We start from the raw sequence: 20291 nt of genomic DNA, 5'->3' as shown, positions 1-20291 counted from the left end.
CTCGAGTTTGGCTTGGCAGCTTGTCTCATGCCGTCAGCCTTGCCGCAACCGTGGCGAAGGCGGTGATCAGCCGGTTGACCTGGGCGCCGGTGGTGGCCGGTGAGATCAGCATCATGTTGTGAAAGGGCGCGATCAGCACGCCCTGGTTGACCAGCGCGACATGGATAGCCGCCTCAAGCTCCGGCGCATGGGCAGTCTCGGCTTCGGCGCCGTTCCTGAGCGGGCCAGGGGCGCAGATGAACTCGACGCGGGCGCCGACGCGGGCGACATGCCAGGGCAGATTGTAGCGATCGATGACGCCGGTCAGCCCTGCATCGAGCCGCAGGGCCAGGCGATCCGCCCGGGCATAATTCTCCTGCGTCATCACCTCTTCGAGCGTTGCGCGCATGGCTGCGAACTGCAGCGGGTTCGCCGACAGCGTCGTGCCCATGCCGGAATAGCCCGGCTCCTTGGTTCGATTGTAGTCGGCATAGCGCGAGGCGACCTCGTCGCTCATGCCCCACACGCTTGCCGGGACGCCGCCGGCGATCGGCTTGCCCAGCACGAACAGGTCGGGCTGCAGTCCGAATTTCCTGGTGTAGCCGCCGGGTCCAGTCGAAATGGTGTGCGTCTCGTCGATCAGAAGCAGCGTTCCTGCCGCGCGCGTCAGTTTGCGCAACGCGTCGTGAAAACCCGGATCGGGCAGCACCATGCAGGAATTTGTCAGCACCGGCTCAGCAATGACGCAGGCGACATCCGTGTCCTTGAGCGCTGCTTGCAGCGCGGCGACATCGTTGAACTCGATGACCTTCGCCATCTTGGTCAGGTCGCGAAACTCACCCGCCAGCCCCGGCCGATTCACGGGCTTGCCGTCGACCATCCGGACCATCGTCTCGTCGACCGAGCCGTGATAGCAGCCGTTGAAGACCAGGATCTTTTCGCGGCCGGTGACGGCGCGGGCGACGCGCAGCGCGAAGCGGTTGGCGTCGGTTGCGGTGGTGGCGATCTGCCAGAACGGCAGACCGAAACGCTCTTGCAGCAGCGGCCCGATGGCCAGAGCATCTTCCGAAGGCAGCATATAGGTCAGGCCGCGCCGGGCCTGGCGGCGGATGGCGCGCGCCACCGGCGGCGGCGCATGGCCGAACATCGAGCCGGTGTCACCGAGGCAGAAATCGTCGAGCCGGTTGCCGTCGATATCCGTGATGGTGGCGCCCTTGGCGCTGTCGACCAGGATCGGGAATGGCGTCGGCCAGTCGTTCATCCAGTGCATCGGCACGCCGCCGAAGAAGCCTGGCAGGCCGTTACCGACCTTGGCCTGCGATTTCGGCCGCGCTTTGCGGAAGGTGTTCGCCTCGCTATCGCGCAATGCAGCGATGCGGTCACGGCTGATACCGCCGATGGACGCCTTTGAACTGTTCGTGCTGTGCATGAAATCCCTCTCGGCCGGCACACTACCCAATTGGCGACGGCAACCGCAATTGGCCGTGTTGGTGCGCTGCATTGGGTCAGCAGCAAGTTCGGCAGACTTGACCTTCCGGCGCAGTCGGGCGCCAATGCGATCGGGTCTGTGGTTTGGGGAGAAAAATGCGGACGATCATCTGCGCTATTGCGCTACTCTTGTCGGCCGCTGCGGCTTCCGCATCGGGCGGCGTCTGGTGTTCCGTCGATGACAAAGCGGTGCAATTCGAGGTCGGCGCCGGGGTCACCAGAGGTATGGGCGGCCCGACCTTCAATTTTCGCGGCGATCTCGAGATACTTGGCCGGCCGGAAGGCGACAGTCTGCGCAAGACCGTCTTCGAGGATTCCGACCTCACCCAGTACTGGCTGGACGACAAGGAGTTGCGGCTGAACGTCTACCACGAGCATCAGCTCGGAGATAAATTCAACTCTGTCGAACTGACGATCCTGACCAAGACCAGTGACGAGGGCGTCTATGACGGCCGGTACACGCTTGCCGTCTACGACAACGCCGCCGACACGGAACAGGACGGCAAGCCGAAAGAATTGACCGGCAAGGTGTCGTGCGGAGCCGAATAGGTCACGCCGAGATATCGATGACGCCGCAGTCGCCGGCGGCACTGCCGAAGGCGACCCGGCGCTCTTCCTTATCCCACATCATCGCGGTGATGGCGCCCTTGCCCGGGCGGCGCAACAGCACCTCTTTGGCATCGGTAAAGCGCACCGCCATGACCATGCCGTCATCATAGCCGACGGCGACGACATCCTGGCTCGGATGGCAGGCAACCGATGTCACCATGGCGTTGCCGCGCGTGCCGAGCTCCAGCGGCGCCTTGCCCATCGGGCCGTCCTTGCCCGAAAACGGCCAGACGATCGCCGCCGGCGCGCCGGAACTCGCCAGCCATTTGCCCTTCACGCTCCACGACAGGCTCTTGACCTTGCCGGGATAGCCGGTCATGCGCATGTGCTTGCCGTCGGCGAGCTTCCAGCCATGCAGCGCGTTTTCCTGCATGGTGGTGACGAGGAAGGCGCCATCCGGCGAGAAGGTGACGCCGGTATGGGCACCGGCCCATTCCAGCTCCACCGGCTTGCCCTCGGCGGCCGGGAAATGCAGCGTCGCGCCATTGTAGCGGGCGACGCCGAAGCGTATGCCCTTGGGGGAGAAGGCCAGCCCCTCGACCGAACGCGGATGGGCAAACTCTTTGGTCTTGCCGTCGGCAAAGCGCACGAACGCAGTCTTGCCTGTGGCATAGGCGATAGCGCCTTGCGGCCCGGCGGCGACGCTGGTGATCCACTTCTTGCCGGCGCTGGCGAGTTCGCTGACATTGCCGCCGGCGGCAACGGCAAAAATCTTGCCGTCCTCGCCGCCGGTGATCAGGCGGTCGTTGGCGGCATCATGGAACGTGGAGAGCAGGCCGTCATTGGCCTGAATTGTCTTGTGGCCGTTGTCGAGCCTATGAACTGTCCCATCGGCCAGCGCAAAATGCGGCACGTTGTCGAGGAAGACGGCGGCAAGGCAGTGACCTTCCAGGTCGAGGGGAGCAACTGTGGGCATCAGGACCATTCCAATGAAGCTGTCACCACTCCCGGGAAGCCACTGAGGCGGCCAGGCCTGGCGTCAACCTTCCCCTTTGTGGGAGAAGGTGGATCGGCGCGCAGCGCCGAGACGGATGAGGGGTGTTGGACGGATCGCCGTCGGTGCCGAGCTGGAGCACCCCTCATCCGACCTCGCTTCGCGAGGCCACCTACTCCCACAAGGGGAGAAGGAAGAGCGGGCAGCGCTAGCGCCATAGAGTCCGGAAATCAAGCCGCCTGGCAGGCGTCAAAGCTCTTCTTCAGCCGTTCGGCGTCAAGCTCGCGGCCGATGAACACCAGCCGGCTCTCATGCTTTTCGCCGTCTTTCCAGGCGCGCTGGTGGTCGCCTTCGATGATCATGTGCACGCCCTGGATGACATAGCGCTCGTCGTCGCCCTCGAGCGCGATGATGCCTTTCAGCCGCAGGATGTTGGGACCTTCCATCTGAGTGATCTTCTCGATCCACGGGAAGAATTTCTTCGGGTCCATCTCGCCGCCGCGCAGCGACACCGACTGCACGGTCACGTCATGGATGTCGGAGGGATGCGCGTGATCGTGATGATGATGGTCGTGATCATGGTCGTGGTGATCGTGGTCGTGATCATGGTGGTCGTGATCATGATCGTGCGCCTCGAGAAAATGCGGATCGTTTTCCAATGCGCGCGACAGGTCGAAGGCGCCGCGGTCGAGCACTTCCGACAGCGCCACGCCGGCGCGCGTGGTGCGGTGGATCCTGGCCGCCGGGTTGATGGCGCGGATGGTGGCTTCGACCTTGGCCAGCTCTTCGGGCGTCACCAGATCGGTCTTGTTCAGCACGACAACATCGGCGAAGGCGATCTGGTCCTCGGCTTCCTTGGAATCCTTCAACCTGAGCGGCAGGTGCTTGGCGTCGACCAGGGCCACGACAGCGTCGAGTTTGGTCTTGGAGCGCACGTCGTCGTCCATGAAGAAGGTCTGCGCCACCGGCACAGGATCGGCGAGGCCGGTGGTCTCGACGACGATGGCGTCGAAGCGGCCGGGACGGCGCATCAGGCCTTCGACGACGCGGATCAGGTCGCCGCGCACCGTGCAGCAGACGCAGCCATTGTTCATTTCGTAGATTTCCTCGTCGGATTCCACGATCAAATCATTGTCGATGCCGATCTCGCCGAATTCATTGACGATGACGGCATAACGCTTGCCATGGTTTTCCGACAGGATGCGGTTGAGCAGCGTCGTCTTGCCGGCGCCGAGATAGCCGGTGAGAACGGTCACTGGGATTTGCGTCTGTGCTTCGCTCATATCTTGCCTCGAAATGGCTGGGCCACGGAATTGCGGGCCGCAAGAAGGGATTGTTGGCCTGATATAGGATGTGTGCCGGCCTTTTGCACGAGGCAAACCGCCTGGGTGTTTGACCCAGGATTGACGAAGCGGATGGGTAGACCCGAGAGGCCGAGTGCGAGGGATGCCGACCATCAACGTGTCGCCGGAAACGCCTCTTCGTTGACCTGTGCTGAGCCGCGCCGCGTCAAACCGTTGCAATCGCCTTGGCGGAAACTCGTTTGTCATCTAACTGAAATAAACATCTGGCATCACCATTTCGAGCACCACAAATGCTTGCCGGCAAAGCTGTTTCGAAAGCCGGAATCTTTTGGATCGTCGATTGCCAACCGGCCGGCTGCGTCTATGCTGCACGCACCGGTACGGCCGAAGAGGGATCACCATGGCCAAGGCGGACAAGACTGCAACGATGAGCCGGCTGCATTCGGCGGCAAGGCTGGCAAGGACCGCGCTGGCGGCGCGGCTTCTGGCGCACGGCTTCTATGCCGGCCAGGACCAGATCATGCTGACGCTCGACCGCGAGGACGGCCAGACGCCCGGCAATCTCGCCGGCCGCCTCGGCGTTCGCCCGCCGACCATCACCAAGACCATCAACCGGCTGCAGGCCCAGGGCTTTTTGGAAAAGCGCGCCTCTTCCGCGGATGCACGCCAGGCGCATATCTTTCTCACCGACACCGGCCGCGAGATCATCCACGCCATCGAGAAGTCGGTGAAGAAGACCGAGAAGCAGGCGTTGAAGGGCCTCGACAAGAAAGAACAGAAGACGCTGTTCAAGCTGCTCGCCCGCATCGAGGCCAATTTGTCGAACGAGGAGCTGGTGCTTGTCGACGACGATGGCGACATCGACGATTGATCTTCCTAGGCGGCTACCGAAGGCCCGCGCACCAGGGTCGACCAGCGGCCGGGCGTCAAGCCGAATGCTTTCTTGAAATGCCTGTTGAAATGGCTCTGGTCGCTGAAGCCGGCGCCAACGGCAATCTCGGCCAGCGGCTCGCCCACCTCGATCATCCGTCTTGCCTTTTGCAGCCGGCGCATCAGCAGGAACCGATGCGGGCTGGTGGAATAGGTCGCGCGAAAATGGCGTGACAGCGCATAGCGGTCGAGCCCGGTGACGGCTTCCAGCTCATCGGAACGAACGGACCGCTCGGCATTCTCCTCGAGATAGCCGCGCGCCAGCGCTGCCGCACGCGAGGCCGACTTCCCCATCGGCTTTGCTTTCTGTCCCGCATGACGCCCCAGATGCTGCGCCAGCTCCGCAACGAAATCGGCGACGAACAGCTCGTCCAGTTCCTCATCGAGCGGCGACAGGGCCGAAAGCAGCGTGCCACGCAAGGCAGGATCGCTGACCACAGCATCCCTGACGAAAGGCAGCGGCGCGCCGTCGAGGCAGTCGAGCAGCAGTGAGGGTTCCAGATAGAGGATCCGGTAGCGCAGACCATCCTCGGTCCCGGCGCCGCCATCGTGCACTTCGTCGGGATGCAGCACGATAACCTGGCCGGGCAGGCTGTGGTTGACAGTGCCCCTGTAGTGGAAGCGCTGCACACCGGAAAGCGTCACGCCGACGGCAAGTGTATCATGACGGTGTAGGTCGAAGGCGTTGCCATGGAAATGCGCCTCGATGCGCTCGATGCCGGTGCTGCCTGGCGCCGAGACGATCCGGTCTTCATCCGCGCACGAACGTCCAAGACCCTGTGTCGCCTCGTGCGTCATCACCTATCCCTGCCCTTCATGGGCGTGCTCCGGAGTCCTCATTTTGGTGTTCGATACGAAATTTGCAATCGTGCTGCGGGACGATCTCGCCGTCTGGCAAAAGCTCAACGTCACGGCCTTCCTGACCAGCGGCGTCGTCGCGCAATTCCCCGACATTATCGGCGAACCCTACCGCGACCGCGCCGGCAACCTTTACAATCCTCTGTCGATCCAGCCGGTCATCGTGCTTTCGGCCGATGGGCCGACGCTCAACTCCATCCACCGGAAGGCGCTGGAGCGGCGCGTGACGGCGTCAGCCTATGTCGAGGAGATGTTTGCCACCGGCTTCGATGCGGCCAACCGCGCCGTCTTCGCCGAGTTCGGCCCTGAGGACGCCAAGATCGTCGGCATCGCGCTGCGTGCCGACAAGAAACTCGTCGACAAGATCACCAAGGGCGCCCGCATGCACGCCTAATTCAGCAGGAAGCGTGTAACGGCGCTCATGAATTCAGTCGGCCGCTCGACGTTCAGCATATGGACGCCCGGAAGCAGTGTAAGCGTGGCGCCGGGGATGCTGGCTGCGATCGCCTCGCTGTGGCTTGCCAGTGTTACCTTGTCGTCTTCTCCACCGATCACCAGGGTGGGGGCGGTAATGAGGGAGACAGTCCGGCGCAGATCGCAATCGCGTACGGCGGCGAAGCATCCCGCGAGACCTTGGGGCGGCGTCGCCAGGACCATCGCGCGGAACGCGTCGACGGTTTCGTTTGGGCCGGCAAGCATCGAGGCGGGAAACCAGTTGTGCATGAACATGTCCGCGGCGGCCGACATGTTGCTCGCAGCAAGGACAGTACGGATCTGCTCGTCAAAGTAAGAAGCCGGCCCGAGATGTGGCGAGGTGTTGGAAAGGATGAGACGCTCGATGCGGTCCGGGGCATGGATACCCAGCCACTGCCCTACGAAGCCGCCCAGCGACAGCCCGCAGAAATGCACGCGGGCGATCTGAAGCGCATCCAGCAGCTCAAGGACGTCGCGGCCCAGCCGATCGAGCGAATAGGCTCCGGCCGGAGCATCGGAACTGCCGTGGCCGCGCAGATCATAGCGCAGCACCCGGAAAGATCCGGCAAATTCCGCAAGCTGCCGGTCCCACATATGCAGGTTCGTCGCAATGGAATTCGAGAGCACAAGCACAGGGCCGGCCCCCGCCAGCTGATAGGCGATCCGGCAGCCGTCGCCCGTCGTAAAATAAAGCGTGTCAGTCATCTGGTCCTCATCTCACCCTGGCGAAAGGAGTTCGATGCTCCCGCCGCCCTTTGAATGAGCCACCCTAGGCCTCGTAATTATCCAGGAAAATTACTATGATTGGACGATCTCAGTAGGTTTTTACGATAATGAATGGTCTAAAACTCCACGACCTACGGTGCTTTGACGCCGTGGCAAGCGAGGGCAGCTTCCAGGCGGCCGCCCTTGCCTTGAACCGATCGCATCCATCCGTCTTCGCCGCTGTCGCACGCCTCGAGCAGTTGCTCGGGCTCACACTTCTCGACCGCAGCGGATATCGGGTGGGGCTGACGGAGGCGGGCCGCGAGTTTCACGCGCGAGCGCAGCTGACATTGCGCGAGCTCGACCATCTGCGAACCTATGCGGGCCAGTTGGCGAGCGGCGAGGAGACGGTCCTGCGTGTCGTCATGGGTGATCTCTGCCCGCGACCGCAAATCCTGCGTATGCTCAGCGGCTTCTTTGCCGAACGCACCGGGACACGCCTGCACCTGGAGTACGAGGCGGTCGGCGGTCCGCTCGAACGGTTGATGGAAGGCTCGGCTGACCTCATCTTCCATCGCGCGGATCCTTCCGATCCGCATCTCGAGCGGATCGATCTCTGCGCGGTGCCCCTCGTGCCGGTGGTGGCGCCTGGGTTCCTTCCGTTCGCGCCTGGCCGCGAGATTGCGCCGGAGCAGATGCGGCCCTTCACCCAGTGCGTGATCCGCGACACGGCGCGGCGGCCATCGCCGGAGAGCTATTTCCTCATCGACGGTGCGCATCAGTGCTCGGCGCCGGATCATCTGATGAAGAAGGAACTGATCCTTCACGGACTGGCCTGGGGCCATCTGCCGGCATGGCTGATCGAGGACGAACTGCGGGATAGGAGGCTGATCTCGATCGCTGGTGCACATCTGCCCGGCCGGACGGAGACCCTGGCGGCGGTGCGCCGGCGCGACCGACCGCATGGACCCGTCGCCCAGGCGTTGTGGCTTCATCTCCAGGCGCAAGTGGCATCCGGCGAGGCGCTTTAGCCGGCATAGGATCGGCCCGCGCTGAGCCTGCGCGCGGCTCCTGTTGTGCCAGTCGCTTTTGGCTTGCCGGGCGCAGGCGATTGCCGCAAAGGTTAAGCGTTGCTCCTCCCTGCCCGGCCTGACATTGAACGTTCCCGCAAAAGCAGACGAAAGCGCAACGCCGCCCGCGGCGATGCTGTTCATGCTTTCCACCTATGTCTTTTTCACCTTTCTCGACACATCGAGCAAATATCTGGTCCTGGCCGGCGTCTCGGCGCTGATCGTCGCCTGGGCCCGCTTCACCGTCCATGTCCTGCTTGTCGGCGTCTTCCTGCGCGGCTGGCGCGAGCCGTCGCGCTTCCGCGCCAACAATTTGCCGGCCCACATCCTGCGCGGCGGTCTGCTGTTCGGCTCGACGATGTGCAACGTCATGGCGCTCAAAACGCTTCAACTGGCCGAGACCACCTCGATTTACTTCTTCGGGCCGATGGTGATCACCGCCCTTGCCGGGCCGCTGCTTGGTGAATGGGCCGGCTGGCGGCGCTGGCTGGCAATCCTGTCGGGCTTTGTCGGCGTGCTCGTCATTACAAGGCCGGGCATCGGCGTGTTCGGCATCGGCCATCTTTTCGCGCTCGGCTCGATGCTGTCGAACAGTTTTTACGTCATCATGACGCGGCGGATGTCAGCCAGCGAAACCTCGGAAAGCCTGATCCTGTTTTCGGCGCTGGCGCCGGCCGTGCTGCTTCTGCCGATGCTGCCGTTCTCGCATGGGCTGCCGCAGGATAGCTGGCACTGGTTCATCCTGGTGATGCTGGGCGTGTTCGGCGCCGGCGGCCACTGGCTGCTGGTGCAGGCCTACCGCCTGGCGACCACCACGGCGCTGGCGCCGTACCCCTATTCGCAGATGGTCTGGATGATCCTGTCCGGCTGGATCATCTTCCACCAGTTCCCCGACCGCTGGACGCTGGTGGGTGCAGCCATCATCGTCGCCAGCGGCCTTTACATCATCCATCGCGAGCACCGTCTGCGGCTGCGCAATCGCACGACCGTCGATGTCGAGGCGGAGGCTCTGGCGAAAAAACTTTGATTTGCGCCGAATCCGATGGCATAACGCCGCATTTAAAAAATTTAAAAGACTCGGGGAGCCAAGGGCTGGCACAAAAGATCAAGCTTTCGACGATCGCGGATGCGCTTGGCGTCTCCACGGCCACCGTCTCCCTCGCCTTGCGCGACAGCCCGCTGGTCGCAGGCGCCACGCGTGACCGCATCAAGGAGCACGCGCGGGCCATCGGTTATATCTACAACCGCCGCGCCGCCTCACTGCGCACCTCGCGCTCGGGCATTGTCGGCGTCGTCGTGCATGACATCATGAACCCGTTCTTCGCCGAGATCCTGCGCTCGATCGAGAGCGAACTCGACCGCAGCCGGCAGACCTTCATCCTGTCCAATCACTACGACCAGTTGGAAAAGCAACGCACCTTCATCGATACGCTGCTGCAGCTCGGCGCCGACGGCGTCATCATGTCCCCGGCCATCGGCACGCCGGCCTCTGACATCGTCATGGCCGAGGAAAACGGCCTGCCGGCGGTGCTGATCGCACGCAGCGTGGAAGGCGCCGACGTGCCGGTGTTTCGCGGCGACGATGCCTATGGCACGGCACTTGCCACCAATCATCTGATCTCGCTCGGGCACAAGCGCATCGCCATGATCGGCGGCACCGACCAGACCTCGACCGGGCGCGACCGCTACCAGGGCTATCTCAACGCCATGGAGGCCGCCGGGCTTGAGGTCAGGCCGTCCTGGCGCATCGCCGGGCCGCGCACCAAGCAGGGCGGATTCGAGGCGGCTGGACAGTTTCTGGCGCTTAAAGACAAGCCAACCGCCGCTTGCTGCTGGAATGATCTGGTCGCCATCGGCCTGATGAACGGCATTGCCCGCGCCGGCCTGGTGCCGGGCGCCGACATCTCGGTGACCGGCTATGACGATCTCGAGGAGGCGGCAATCGCGACACCGGCGCTCACCACAGTCTGGAATGGCCAGCGAGAGGTCGGCCGCCGTGCCGCCAGCGCGCTGCTCGACAAGCTGAACGGACAGGCGGTACGGCCGTCACAGGAACTGATCAAGCCGGAACTGCATGTGCGCCAGTCGACCGGCAAGCCGGTGGAGCGTGCATGACCAAGACTGATGCGTTGCAGACCGTCGCCGTTCTGGTGCCAGGACATTTCAACGACCATGCGGTCGAGCGCATCGACCGCACCTTCAAGCGGGTCAAGATAGAGCGCGCCGATCCCGCCCTGGTCACCGACGAGATGCGCCATGACGTGCGCGCCATTGCGTCCTTCGCCGGCGTCAATGCGGCATTGATGGATGCATTGCCCAACCTCGAACTCATCGCCTCCTTCGGCGTCGGCTATGATTCGGTCGATGCCGGCCATGCGGCCAAGAAAAACATCATGGTCACCAACACCCCCGATGTTTTGACCGAGGAGGTCGCCGACACCACGGTCGGCCTTTTGCTCAACACCGTGCGTGAACTTTACAAGGCCGAGAAATGGCTGCGCGACGGCAGTTGGGTGAAGAAGGGCAACTATCCCCTGAGCCGGCTGACCTTGCGCGGTCGGCATGTCGGCATTTTCGGCATGGGCCGCATCGGCCTTGCCATTGCGCGCCGGCTGGAAGCGTTCGGGCTTCCGGTGGCCTACCACAACAGGCGCAAGGTCGAAGGTCTGGCTTATGAATACCACCCGACGCTGAAGGGCCTTGCCGAAGCGGTCGATACGCTGATTTCCGTAGTGCCGGGCGGCGCTTCCACGGAGAAGGCGGTCAATGCCGAAATCCTGGCGGCGCTTGGCGCCAACGGCGTTTTCGTCAACATCGGCCGTGGCAGCACGGTCGACGAGGCAGACCTCGCCGCAGCGCTTGCCAACGGCACCATCGCCGCGGCCGGGCTCGATGTTTTCGCCGATGAACCGAATGTGCCCAAGGCTTTGCTGGACGCGCCAACCTCGCTTTTGCCCCATGTCGGCTCGGCCTCGCACCATACGCGCCGCGCCATGGCGGATCTGTGCGTCGACAATCTGGTATCCTGGTTCAGCGAGCGCCGGCCACTGACCCCGGTGCCTGAGACGGCGCAAGTCAAGCCACGAAGCTGAGCGGCTCTCTGCCACACTCGTTAACGTCGGCTTAACGCTTTGGAATCATTCTGCATCTGCGCCGGGGGGCGCGGAGTGCAAGATGACGAAAGTTCCGGCATTGATTGCGGCAGCGGCACTTTTCGCCGGCTTTCAGCTGTTTCACGGCGGCAGCAGTGAAAGTTCGGCCAATGAAGCAAGGCCGGCAACCACCTTCAGGCTGGTCGCCAATGGCGACGAAGGCGACTGCGCGGTTAGCCGCGGCGCCGCGATTGACGATGGCCTGTCGCTGTTGGCCGTGGCGCCGAGTTGCCGCGGGTTGCTGCCGGGGATCGAGCGGGCAAAATTCTGGCGAGAGGGCGAGGACGGCACAATCGCGTTCAGCGCCGACGGCACCGACCCGATCGTCACCTTCTCGGTTGCGGATGGCGACGGCTACGAATCCTACGCTCCGGCCACGCCGCTGCTTTCGCTGGCGACAACCGGCGAACGGGATCAATCCGCCGGCAATTGATCGTCGGGATTTATTCCGCCGCCGCCCGTGCACCGGCCTTCGCCGCCGCATGCAGCCGCACCGCATCCCCGAAGGCGCGGAAGATCTTGGCCGAGTTGCCGTCCGACTTGACCCAGTATTCGGGGTGCCATTGCACGCCGACGGCGAAGGCGCGGGCGTCCTTCACCGAAACCGCCTCCACCGTGCCGTCGCCGGCAACCGCCTCGACTTGCAGCTTCGAGCCGAGCCGGTCGATGCCTTGGCGGTGCAGCGAGTTGACCTTGATGTCGCCGGCGCCGAATACACCGGCCAGGCAACTGCCCGGCTTGATCGAAATGGTCTGGTGAATGGCGAAACGTTCGTCCTGATTGTCGCTCACCTGCGCGCGATGGTCCAGCGAACCTTCGCGCTCCTGGATCTCGGTGCCAAGCGTGCCGCCTAGCGCCACGTTCAACTCCTGGATGCCGCGGCAGATGGCAAGCAGCGGCACGCCGCGCTCGATCGCCTTGCGGATCAGCGGCAGCGTGGTGGAATCGCGCGCCGGGTCGTAGGGGCCGTTGGCTTCGCTGGCGTCGCCGCCATAGAGCGATGGATGCACGTTGGACTTCGAGCCAGTGACCATGACACCGTCGACCGAAGACAACAGCTCGTCGAAGTCGAGCCGGTCACCGAATGACGGCACCAAAAGCGGGAACACGCCGGCGCCGGAAAGTGCTGCCTCGATATATTGCTGCGGGACGGCATGCCAAGTGTAGTTGTCGAACTGACGGACGTCGGTTGATATGGCGACGAGCGGCTGGTGCATTTTGGGTCCGGATTCCATTTGGAGCGAAGCGAATAATCTATTGTGCCTGCAAAATAGGCGATCCGAAGGCGCTTTTCCATGCCAAGTTTCGCCATCTCGCATGGGCCACGCGCGACCGTTAGACTATAGTTGCAGGCCGGGCGCGCGCCTCGCGGATTTGTCATTAGCGCCGCCTCAAATCCCGCCGCCATGCTGGACTCGACCCCTTGCCCGTGTATTGTTTCGGGCAAATCGACAGCGGGCGCGAGGAGATGTCCCTGATGTCGGTTTGTTGGTCCAAAAGGGAGGTTCTGCATGGATCGTCGTTCATTCATCCGCAAGGCCGGGGTCACCGGCGTGGGCGCCGCGGCGGCTGCCGCGACGCTAGCCGCACCGGCAATCGCCCAGTCCAATCCGAAAGTGACGTGGCGGTTGGCGTCATCCTTCCCCAAGTCACTCGATACGATCTATGGCGGCGCGGAAGTCTTCTCCAAGATGCTGTCGGAAGCGACGGACGGCAATTTCCAGGTCCAGGTCTTCGCCTCCGGCGAACTCGTGCCCGGCCTGCAGGCCGCCGACGCCACCACTGCCGGCACTGTCGAGGCCTGCCACACGGTGTCATACTATTACTGGGGCAAGGACCCGACATGGGCGCTCGGTGCGGCAGTGCCGTTCTCGCTCAACGCGCGCGGCATGAATGCCTGGCACTATCATGGCGGCGGCATCGACCTGTTCAACGAGTTTCTTGCCACGCAGGGTCTTTTCGGCCTGCCCGGCGGCAACACCGGCGTGCAGATGGGCGGCTGGTTCCGCAAGGAGATCAACACCGTCGCCGACCTGTCCGGCCTCAAGATGCGCATCGGCGGCTTTGCCGGCAAAGTGGTGCAGAAGCTCGGTGTCGTGCCGCAGCAGATCGCCGGTGGCGACATCTATCCGGCGCTGGAAAAAGGCACGATCGACGCCGCCGAATGGGTCGGCCCCTATGACGACGAGAAGCTCGGCTTCTACAAGGTCGCGCCCTATTACTACTATCCCGGCTGGTGGGAAGGCGGCCCGACCGTCCATCTCCTGTTCAACAAGGCGAAGTACGAAGAGCTTTCGCCGGCCTACAAGTCGCTGGTGCACACGGCCGCGCACGCGGCGGACGCCAACATGCTGCAGAAATACGACTACCTCAATCCTGCAGCAGTCAAGCGGCTGGTGGCCGGCGGCGCGAAATTGCGCCCGTTCAGCCAGGACATCATGGCCGCCTGTTTCGAGAAGGCCAATGAGGTCTACACCGAAATGGAAGCCACCAACGCACCGTTCAAGAAGATCTGGGACTCGATCAAGGGCTTCCGCAAGGAGCACTATCTGTGGGCGCAGGTGGCCGAGTACAATTACGACACCTTCATGATGGTCCAGCAGCGCAACGGCAAACTGTAGGCTGGGATCTGTCCCTTCTCCCCGTCACTATACGGGGAGAAGGTCCCGGCAGGTGGATGAGGGGCGGCGCAAACTTCGGCGATTGATCGCCTTGGGCTTGGTAGCCGCCCCGAAATTATAGCTTATCTCTCCAAGCGTTGACGCTGCACCTCACCTGCCTGCCGGCATCCTCTCCCCGTATAGTGACGGGGAGAGGGACGCGGTCATCGTCGTTTCGCCAATCGCCAACGTCGCAGGATTGAGGCTGCCCTTCATTCCCTGCCCGGCACCACCAACACCTTGACCTCGCCGGGCGCTGCCGGATTGGCGATCACCGAGGCGGCTTCCTCCAGGCCGACCTGCCTTGAGATGAGCTTGTCGATCTCGATTGCGCCGGACGCGACAAGGTCCGCCGCCCGCCTGTGGGTGAAGGGGTTGATGAACGAGCCGAGAACCTTCAGTTCGCGAAACAGGATGTCGAACGGTTCGAAGGGCACTTTCACGCCTTGCGGCATCACGCCGACGATCACCACCGAGCCGCCGGACTTCGCCAGCCGCATCGATTGTTCGACGGTATCGGGGACACCGGCGCATTCGAGCACCACGTCGGCCCCGCCGGGCACAAGACCGGCTGGGCCGGCGATCGCCTCGATCGGGTCGACCGCGTTTGGGTCGACCGTCGCCGTTGCACCGAGTTCTTCAGCGAGCGCCCGGCGGGAGGCCTGCCGCGTCGACAGGATGATGGTCGCCGCTCCTGCGAGCCTCGCCAATTGCACGGTAAGCAGGCCGATGACGCCGCCACCAAGCACCACCACGGCAGCGCCGGGTCTGATTCCGGCGAGGTCGACAGCGTGCAGGCAGCAGGCCAGCGGCTCGCAGAAGGCGCCATGCGTTGGCTTGAGGTTCGCAGGCAGAAGAAAGGCCTGGTTCTGCGGCATCACGACGTAGTCGGCGAAGCCGCCGTCGCGATGGATGCCGATGGCCCTGAGATTGCTGCACAGATTGACGCGGCCGGCTCGGCAATGACTGCAGCGTCCGCAGAAGATGTTGGGATCGCCGGTAACACGGTCACCGATGGCGATGCCGGAAACCGCGTCGCCGACAGCCTCGACGATGCCGCAGAATTCGTGACCAAGCGTCACCGGCGGGCTCGAAGGGAATTCGCCGTGGAGGAGGTGACGGTCGGTGCCGCAAACGCCGCAGGCTTCAACGCGCACCAGAACGTCCTGCGGTCCCGCAACAGGCTTGTCGACCTCCCGTAGCGCAATGCTGGCCACGGCTTCCAGGCGCACGGCTCTCATGACATCCTCACTCAGGTTCTCAGTGTTCACACATCAGTTGAAGTTCGGCGGCTGCGACAGGTCGGTCGCCGGCGGCGCCGGCTTGGCGGGCGGCGTCTCGCCGAAATTCGGCGGCTGCGAGAGATCGTTCGACGGTGGCGCCGCGGGTGATGGGCCACCGTTGGCTGGTGGTGGTGTGCCGAGAGGCGCAAGGCCTGGCATATCAGGCAAGTTGATCTCGATCGTTCCCGGATCGACGGCCGCACCCTTGTAGCGCATGACCATTTGCGGGAAGGCGATGGTCAGCCCGATCATGATCACCTGGATGCAGACGAAGGGCACGGCGCCCCAATAGATCTGGCCGGTGGTCACCGGCGCGATCTGCTTGCCGGTGAGGCGATCGAGATAGGGCACGCGCGCGGCGACAGAGCGCAGGTAGAACAGCGCAAAGCCGAAAGGCGGGTGCATGAAGCTTGTCTGCATGTTGACGCCGAGCAGCACGCCGAACCAGATCAGGTCGATGCCGAGCTTATCGGCAGCCGGCGCCAAGAGCGGTACGATGATGAAGGCGAGCTCGAAGAAGTCGAGGAAGAAGGCGAGCACGAAGACCAGGATGTTGACGCCGATCAGGAAGCCGACTTCGCCGCCCGGCAGCGACGTCAACAAATGCTCGACCCAGACGTGGCCGTTGACGCCGTAGAAGGTCAGCGAGAACACCCGCGCGCCGATCAGGATGAACAGCACGAAGGAGGAAAGCCTGGTGGTCGACGCCAGCGCCTGCTTGATGACATCCAGCGACAACCGCCCCTTCATTGCCGCCATCGCCAGGGCGCCAACCGCGCCCATGGCGCCGCCCTCCGTCGGGGTTGCGATGCCAAGGAAGATGGTGCCCAGCACCAGGAAGATCAGTGCCAGAGGCGGGATCAAAACGATGATCACCTGCTGCGCCAGCCTGGACATCATGTTGATGTTCAGGCCCTTGTCGGCGATCGCCACGATGTAGATGAGGATCACGCCGATGCTGGCGCCAAGGATGTCGGCATTGTCGCCATGCGCCGGCTCAAGGTAGCGATAGGCCGCATAGGAAGCCGCGACTGCCACCAGCAGTGCCGCGAGCAGCGACAGCACGCCGTGGCCAAGCGTGCGGGCCGCCAGCGGCAACGCCGGCATCGAGTTCGGCCGGACGATCGACATGATCAGGATGTAGAGCGTGTAAAGGCCGGTCAGCACCAGGCCGGGGATCAGCGCGCCGGCATACATGTCGCCGACCGAACGGCCGAGCTGGTCGGCCAGAACGATCAGCACCAGCGACGGCGGGATGATCTGGGCGAGTGTGCCGGATGCCGCGATGACGCCCGACGCCAGTCGTCGGTCATAGCCGTAGCGCAGCATGATCGGAAGCGAGATAAGTCCCATGGCGATGACCGAAGCCGCGACCACGCCCGTGGTAGCGGCAAGCAGCGCGCCGACGAAAATCACCGCATAGGCAAGGCCGCCGCGAACCGGGCCGAACAGCTGGCCGATCGTGTCGAGCAGGTCCTCGGCCATGCCCGATCGTTCCAGCACGATGCCCATGAAGGTGAAGAACGGGATTGCCAAGAGCGTGTCGTTCGACATCACCCGGCTGCCGTAGAAATTGTCGGGCAGCGCATGCAGCAGCGGCCACGCCAGGTTGATCGAGCCGCCCGAATAGGGCGACAGCACGACGCCGATGAAGAAGAACATCAGGCCGTTTGCGGCGAGTGAAAAAGCGACGGGATAGCCGATCAGCAGGAAGATGATCAGCGAAGCGAACATGATCGGCGCCATGTTCTGGGCGATGAACTCGATCATGGGCGCGCCTCCTGGGCGAGCGCCTTGGCCTCTTCAGCAAGGGCTTTAGCCTCGAGCTCGGCCTGTTCGTGCACCGAGATGAACGGATTGGGATCGTCCATGTCGCCGCGCATGATGGCGATCTTCTTGATGATCTCGGAGATGCCTTGCAGCGCCAGCAGGAAGAAGCCGACGAGCAGGATCGCCTTGGCCGGCCAGATGATCAGGCCGCCGGAATTGTTCGACATTTCGCCGCTGCGGAACGACAGCGACACGTAGGGGACAAAATAGATCACCATCAGCGTCACGAACGGCATCAGGAAGAAGACATGACCGAGCAGGTCGATCCAGTGCTGCACGCGGCGCGACCACATGCCGTAGACGATGTCGATGCGGATATGGTCATTCTGCTTCAGCGTATAGGCGGCGGCCAGCATGAAGGCGGCGCCGAACAGGTACCACTGCAGTTCCAGCCAGGCATTCGACGAGACGTCGAAGACCTTGCGGATGATGGCATTGGCGGCGCTGACCAGGATTGCCAGCAGGATCAGCCACGATATCCACCGGCCGATGAACTCGTTCATACGGTCGATCGTTCTGGATAGAGCGAGCAGCCCTGCCATGCATTTCCTCCCTGAGGTCGAAGGCGCGCCGGCTCCCCTATTTTCCGTCGCGCCGCTGTGGCCCAACGGTATGCCGTGCGTGGTTCGGCGGGTCAACATGGCATGGGCGCGATCAACGCCGTCGTGACGGGAGGCAGGGGATAAGTGCCGACCGGCTGCTGCGTCATGCAACCAAAGTCTGACAGCGGATGCGGCGATCAGGCGATCTTCTGCTGGTCGCGGCCGGGACCGATCAGCACAAGTGCCGCGACCAGGAACAGATACATCCAGCCATCGCGCCATTCGATCGGGAAATAGCCGGCCCATAGCGATTCGGCCATGCCGAAGGCGGCCGCACCGAGCGCGGCCCGAGGCGGCGAGAGATAGCCGCCCACCGCCGTCACGAACAGGATTTTCAGCCCGTAAACGAGGCCCGAGCCGAAGCTGACATTGCCGTAGTAAAGGGCGGCCATGATTCCGGCCAGCGCGGCGCAGAAACCGCCAAACAACACCGCATGCCGGAACACTGCGCGCACGTCCACGCCGCACATGGCAGCCGCTTTGGGATCGTCAGAGACGGCTCGCCAGCGGCGACCGAAGCCTGAGCTGGCGAACGCCCATGCGGCGAGCATGATTGCCGCCAGAACCACCGCGCAATCGATGAGCTGGATCAGCGTCAGCGTCGCCTGGAAGCCGGCATCCTGAGCGAAGACAATGGGTTGCGCCAGCATAGGCGGCAGCCACCAGTCATGCGTGTCGGCGGCGATACGGCTTGCTTCCGACAGCACCAGCAGGATGCCGAGCGTCGTCACCACAATGGCATTGGGCGTGCGGTCGGCCAGCGGTTCGAAGACGCTGCGCGACAGCACGTGGCCGATCAGCGCGGCATAAAGGAAAGCCGTGACGACGCCGAGCACCACTGCCGCCAGCAAGGTCAGCCACAATACCTGATAGCCGAAGGCCACGGTCAGGATCATCGTCTGGCCGCAAAAGGCGAACAGCGCGCCATAAGCGAGATTGGTCCGGTGCAGGATGCCGTTGGTCAGCACGTAGCCGAAGGCAAGCAGCGCATAGAGCGCGCCGGAATGCAGCCCGTTCAGCACCTGCTGGAAGAAATAGAGCATAGACAGCTTTCCGGGCGCTGGAGCCCGCGCCAATGTTTGCATCGTAGAATCTAACTTGTCAAATGCGGTTTATCGGTTAGATTTCTGATATGACGGTATCCTGGACCCCGCATCGCTTCACCGGCGGCATTCTTGCGCTCGATACGGCCAACACCGTGGTGTTGCGCAAGGATCCGGAAAAGACCTTCGACCGTTTTGACGATCCGGCCGAGATCGCGCGCTTCGCCGATGCCGCAAGCGGCTTTCGCGGTGCCGAGCTTGGCGGCAGACCGCTGGAGGCGACCTCGCCGGACAGGATCGCTCCGGTGGTGCTGGCGATCCGCGAGACGACCGACCGCCTGTTTCGCGGCGCGGTGTCGAAAGGTGCGCTTGCCGCCGGCGACCTCGCCGCTTTTCTCAAGGCCTGCGCCAACGGCCTCGATCGGAGCCCTGCCGAAATCGGCGCACCGGGTAGACCGTTCGGCGATCCATCGACGCCGATCGCGTTCGAGGCGGCGCTGGCGGTTTCGGCCTTGTCGCTGCTGCGCGACGACACGGTCGCCAGGCTCAGGATCTGTCCCAATTGCAGCTGGCTGTTTCTCGACAGGAGCCGCAATTCCAGCCGCCTTTGGTGCGATATGGCTGTGTGCGGCAACCGCCAGAAAGCAAGCCGTCACTATCGCCGCCGCACGGCGGCACATGAGGTCAACAATGCCTAGGGTTGTTTTTCGTTCAATCCTTGTCGGTGCTGCGCTCATTGCAGCCGTTGCGCTTGGCGCCTGCCGCGACACCGGCGGCGACGGCAAGCTGTTCGAGGTTTCCGGCAAGGTCGTCGTCTTCAACTACCGTCTCGCCCGGGCGACCTATGTCGTGACGCTGCGGCCCCTGCAGCCGATGGGCGAAGGCCAGGTGGCGGTCGCCAGTTTCCAGAATCCGGCCGGCGGCCCTCCCCTGGTAGTCGAGCAGAAGGTCTGGCCGAAGCTCGACAAGGTCAGCCTGGAGAGCCCGGCGCTCACCTGCATCGTCAAGGACAAACCCTATGCGATCTCCATCAGCATCAGGGGTCCTGACGGCACGTTCCTGCAGAAGATCGACACGACGCTGATGTCGAGCGAGGACCAGTCGATCCTTCCCGACCGGCCGCTGGTGGTCGACCAGCTCTATACGGCCAATCCCGATCTTGCCGGCCATCCCGACGGCAAGCTGCCGGGTGAGCCGAAGCCGGATTGCTCGAAAGGCTGACGCGTCTTTGCCGGGCGCGACTGCGTGGAAATTTTCGGTCGCCGGACAACCGCCGCGGACCGATTTCGTGCCGGATACGCGACGGCAGCGGATCGTTCGTTGCGCTTTGCCTGGCACTTTCGATTTCGTTTGACCTGCCTTGCAAGCGG

Annotated in this window: 21 protein-coding genes; 11 read left to right on the top strand and 10 right to left on the bottom strand. The window is 63.4% G+C overall.

The features are described from left to right. Positions 1-25: 25 nt before the first annotated feature. Positions 26-1408 carry an aspartate aminotransferase family protein gene (locus ACYG97_RS25875; protein ID WP_023732624.1) on the bottom strand — a complete coding sequence of 461 codons (1383 nt, stop codon included), beginning with the start codon at positions 1406-1408 and terminating at the stop codon, positions 26-28. 155 nt (positions 1409-1563) lie between these two features. Here ACYG97_RS25875 and ACYG97_RS25870 point away from each other — a divergent pair, with 155 nt between their 5' ends. Continuing rightward, positions 1564-2016: a hypothetical protein gene (locus ACYG97_RS25870; RefSeq protein ID WP_023683507.1), complete on the top strand. Its 453-nt coding sequence runs from the start codon at positions 1564-1566 to the stop codon at positions 2014-2016. Position 2017: 1 nt separating this feature from the next. Here ACYG97_RS25870 and ACYG97_RS25865 read toward each other — a convergent pair whose 3' ends face one another. Together ACYG97_RS25865 and ACYG97_RS25860 are read right to left on the bottom strand one after the other, a co-directional pair. Next, positions 2018-2992, bottom strand: a complete 975-nt coding sequence (locus ACYG97_RS25865; RefSeq protein WP_023732625.1) for a WD40 repeat domain-containing protein — start codon at positions 2990-2992, stop codon at positions 2018-2020. Positions 2993-3240: 248 nt separating this feature from the next. Further along, positions 3241-4293, bottom strand: a complete 1053-nt coding sequence (locus tag ACYG97_RS25860) for a CobW family GTP-binding protein (RefSeq protein WP_023695947.1) — start codon at positions 4291-4293, stop codon at positions 3241-3243. A 421-nt stretch (positions 4294-4714) separates the two neighbouring features. On the opposite strand from ACYG97_RS25860, the gene ACYG97_RS25855 reads away from it, so the two are divergent. After that, a complete protein-coding gene (locus ACYG97_RS25855) occupies positions 4715-5185 on the top strand; it encodes a MarR family winged helix-turn-helix transcriptional regulator (RefSeq protein ID WP_023671361.1) in 471 nt (156 codons plus the stop codon). Positions 5186-5190: 5 nt separating this feature from the next. Here ACYG97_RS25855 and ACYG97_RS25850 read toward each other — a convergent pair whose 3' ends face one another. Continuing rightward, positions 5191-6042 (bottom strand): AraC family transcriptional regulator, encoded by an 852-nt coding sequence (locus tag ACYG97_RS25850; RefSeq protein ID WP_023732626.1) that lies wholly within the window; start codon positions 6040-6042, stop codon positions 5191-5193. Positions 6043-6088: 46 nt separating this feature from the next. On the opposite strand from ACYG97_RS25850, the gene ACYG97_RS25845 reads away from it, so the two are divergent. Next, positions 6089-6496, top strand: a complete 408-nt coding sequence (locus ACYG97_RS25845) for a DUF2000 family protein (protein WP_023695946.1) — start codon at positions 6089-6091, stop codon at positions 6494-6496. Here ACYG97_RS25845 and ACYG97_RS25840 read toward each other — a convergent pair. After that, on the bottom strand, positions 6493-7281 hold the full coding sequence (locus ACYG97_RS25840; RefSeq protein ID WP_023689240.1) for an alpha/beta fold hydrolase: 789 nt from the start codon (positions 7279-7281) through the stop codon (positions 6493-6495). The genes ACYG97_RS25845 and ACYG97_RS25840 overlap by 4 nt on opposite strands. Positions 7282-7409: 128 nt before the next feature. Between ACYG97_RS25840 and ACYG97_RS25835 the strand changes: the two genes are divergently transcribed. The 5 genes from ACYG97_RS25835 (at position 7410) to ACYG97_RS25815 (ending at position 11936) form a co-directional block, all read left to right on the top strand. Beyond that, positions 7410-8312, top strand: a complete 903-nt coding sequence (locus ACYG97_RS25835) for a LysR family transcriptional regulator (protein ID WP_023695945.1) — start codon at positions 7410-7412, stop codon at positions 8310-8312. A 181-nt stretch (positions 8313-8493) separates the two neighbouring features. Next, on the top strand, positions 8494-9378 hold the full coding sequence (locus ACYG97_RS25830) for a DMT family transporter (protein ID WP_033003853.1): 885 nt from the start codon (positions 8494-8496) through the stop codon (positions 9376-9378). Positions 9379-9443: 65 nt separating this feature from the next. After that, positions 9444-10466: a LacI family DNA-binding transcriptional regulator gene (locus tag ACYG97_RS25825; RefSeq protein WP_023671355.1), complete on the top strand. Its 1023-nt coding sequence runs from the start codon at positions 9444-9446 to the stop codon at positions 10464-10466. Then, entirely contained in the window at positions 10463-11443 is a 981-nt protein-coding gene (locus ACYG97_RS25820) for a 2-hydroxyacid dehydrogenase (RefSeq protein WP_023695943.1), read from the top strand. Before ACYG97_RS25825 ends, ACYG97_RS25820 begins: the two co-directional genes overlap by 4 nt. 82 nt (positions 11444-11525) lie before the next feature. Further along, positions 11526-11936, top strand: coding sequence for a hypothetical protein (locus ACYG97_RS25815; RefSeq protein WP_023695942.1), 411 nt, complete (start codon positions 11526-11528; stop codon positions 11934-11936). A gap of 10 nt (positions 11937-11946) precedes the next feature. Here ACYG97_RS25815 and ACYG97_RS25810 read toward each other — a convergent pair whose 3' ends face one another. Then, positions 11947-12720: a gamma-glutamyl-gamma-aminobutyrate hydrolase family protein gene (locus ACYG97_RS25810; RefSeq protein WP_023695941.1), complete on the bottom strand. Its 774-nt coding sequence runs from the start codon at positions 12718-12720 to the stop codon at positions 11947-11949. Positions 12721-13014: 294 nt separating this feature from the next. On the opposite strand from ACYG97_RS25810, the gene ACYG97_RS25805 reads away from it, so the two are divergent. Continuing rightward, entirely contained in the window at positions 13015-14124 is a 1110-nt protein-coding gene (locus ACYG97_RS25805; RefSeq protein WP_023695940.1) for a TRAP transporter substrate-binding protein, read from the top strand. 251 nt (positions 14125-14375) lie between these two features. Here the strand turns inward: ACYG97_RS25805 and ACYG97_RS25800 are convergent, their stop codons facing one another. The 4 genes from ACYG97_RS25800 to ACYG97_RS25785 all read right to left on the bottom strand — a co-directional run bounded on the left by ACYG97_RS25800 (position 14376) and on the right by ACYG97_RS25785 (position 18921). Continuing rightward, positions 14376-15404 (bottom strand): zinc-dependent alcohol dehydrogenase family protein, encoded by a 1029-nt coding sequence (locus ACYG97_RS25800; RefSeq protein ID WP_023695939.1) that lies wholly within the window; start codon positions 15402-15404, stop codon positions 14376-14378. Between the two features lie 33 nt (positions 15405-15437). Continuing rightward, positions 15438-17216, bottom strand: a complete 1779-nt coding sequence (locus ACYG97_RS25795) for a TRAP transporter large permease (RefSeq protein ID WP_023695938.1) — start codon at positions 17214-17216, stop codon at positions 15438-15440. Continuing rightward, positions 17213-17818, bottom strand: a complete 606-nt coding sequence (locus ACYG97_RS25790; protein ID WP_023683517.1) for a TRAP transporter small permease subunit — start codon at positions 17816-17818, stop codon at positions 17213-17215. The genes ACYG97_RS25795 and ACYG97_RS25790 overlap by 4 nt, the downstream gene beginning before the upstream one ends. A 197-nt stretch (positions 17819-18015) precedes the next feature. Then, entirely contained in the window at positions 18016-18921 is a 906-nt protein-coding gene (locus ACYG97_RS25785) for a branched-chain amino acid ABC transporter permease (protein ID WP_023732628.1), read from the bottom strand. Between the two features lie 89 nt (positions 18922-19010). Between ACYG97_RS25785 and ACYG97_RS25780 the strand changes: the two genes are divergently transcribed. Further along, complete coding sequence (locus ACYG97_RS25780) at positions 19011-19619, top strand: CGNR zinc finger domain-containing protein (protein ID WP_023732629.1); 609 nt, start codon at positions 19011-19013, stop codon at positions 19617-19619. Beyond that, positions 19612-20142 (top strand): hypothetical protein, encoded by a 531-nt coding sequence (locus ACYG97_RS25775; RefSeq protein WP_023729725.1) that lies wholly within the window; start codon positions 19612-19614, stop codon positions 20140-20142. Before ACYG97_RS25780 ends, ACYG97_RS25775 begins: the two co-directional genes overlap by 8 nt. The last annotated feature ends 149 nt before the right edge of the window (positions 20143-20291 follow it).

Source organism: Mesorhizobium sp. W067, from assembly GCF_054719525.1.
Note: the sequence above shows the minus strand (reverse complement) of the source record. Positions and strands in the feature narration are given on the sequence as shown.

Bases quoted from the DNA above. Each gene is read 5' to 3' on its own strand.
- ACYG97_RS25875 (WP_023732624.1), bottom strand. From the start codon at position 1,408: ATGCACAGCACGAACAGTTCAAAGGCGTCCATCGGCGGTATCAGCCGT.
- ACYG97_RS25870 (WP_023683507.1), top strand. From the start codon at position 1,564: ATGCGGACGATCATCTGCGCTATTGCGCTACTCTTGTCGGCCGCTGCG.
- ACYG97_RS25865 (WP_023732625.1), bottom strand. From the start codon at position 2,992: ATGCCCACAGTTGCTCCCCTCGACCTGGAAGGTCACTGCCTTGCCGCC.
- ACYG97_RS25860 (WP_023695947.1), bottom strand. From the start codon at position 4,293: ATGAGCGAAGCACAGACGCAAATCCCAGTGACCGTTCTCACCGGCTAT.
- ACYG97_RS25855 (WP_023671361.1), top strand. From the start codon at position 4,715: ATGGCCAAGGCGGACAAGACTGCAACGATGAGCCGGCTGCATTCGGCG.
- ACYG97_RS25850 (WP_023732626.1), bottom strand. From the start codon at position 6,042: ATGACGCACGAGGCGACACAGGGTCTTGGACGTTCGTGCGCGGATGAA.
- ACYG97_RS25840 (WP_023689240.1), bottom strand. From the start codon at position 7,281: ATGACTGACACGCTTTATTTTACGACGGGCGACGGCTGCCGGATCGCC.
- ACYG97_RS25835 (WP_023695945.1), top strand. From the start codon at position 7,410: ATGAATGGTCTAAAACTCCACGACCTACGGTGCTTTGACGCCGTGGCA.
- ACYG97_RS25830 (WP_033003853.1), top strand. From the start codon at position 8,494: ATGCTTTCCACCTATGTCTTTTTCACCTTTCTCGACACATCGAGCAAA.
- ACYG97_RS25820 (WP_023695943.1), top strand. From the start codon at position 10,463: ATGACCAAGACTGATGCGTTGCAGACCGTCGCCGTTCTGGTGCCAGGA.
- ACYG97_RS25815 (WP_023695942.1), top strand. From the start codon at position 11,526: ATGACGAAAGTTCCGGCATTGATTGCGGCAGCGGCACTTTTCGCCGGC.
- ACYG97_RS25810 (WP_023695941.1), bottom strand. From the start codon at position 12,720: ATGCACCAGCCGCTCGTCGCCATATCAACCGACGTCCGTCAGTTCGAC.
- ACYG97_RS25805 (WP_023695940.1), top strand. From the start codon at position 13,015: ATGGATCGTCGTTCATTCATCCGCAAGGCCGGGGTCACCGGCGTGGGC.
- ACYG97_RS25800 (WP_023695939.1), bottom strand. From the start codon at position 15,404: ATGAGAGCCGTGCGCCTGGAAGCCGTGGCCAGCATTGCGCTACGGGAG.
- ACYG97_RS25795 (WP_023695938.1), bottom strand. From the start codon at position 17,216: ATGATCGAGTTCATCGCCCAGAACATGGCGCCGATCATGTTCGCTTCG.
- ACYG97_RS25790 (WP_023683517.1), bottom strand. From the start codon at position 17,818: ATGGCAGGGCTGCTCGCTCTATCCAGAACGATCGACCGTATGAACGAG.
- ACYG97_RS25785 (WP_023732628.1), bottom strand. From the start codon at position 18,921: ATGCTCTATTTCTTCCAGCAGGTGCTGAACGGGCTGCATTCCGGCGCG.
- ACYG97_RS25780 (WP_023732629.1), top strand. From the start codon at position 19,011: ATGACGGTATCCTGGACCCCGCATCGCTTCACCGGCGGCATTCTTGCG.
- ACYG97_RS25775 (WP_023729725.1), top strand. From the start codon at position 19,612: ATGCCTAGGGTTGTTTTTCGTTCAATCCTTGTCGGTGCTGCGCTCATT.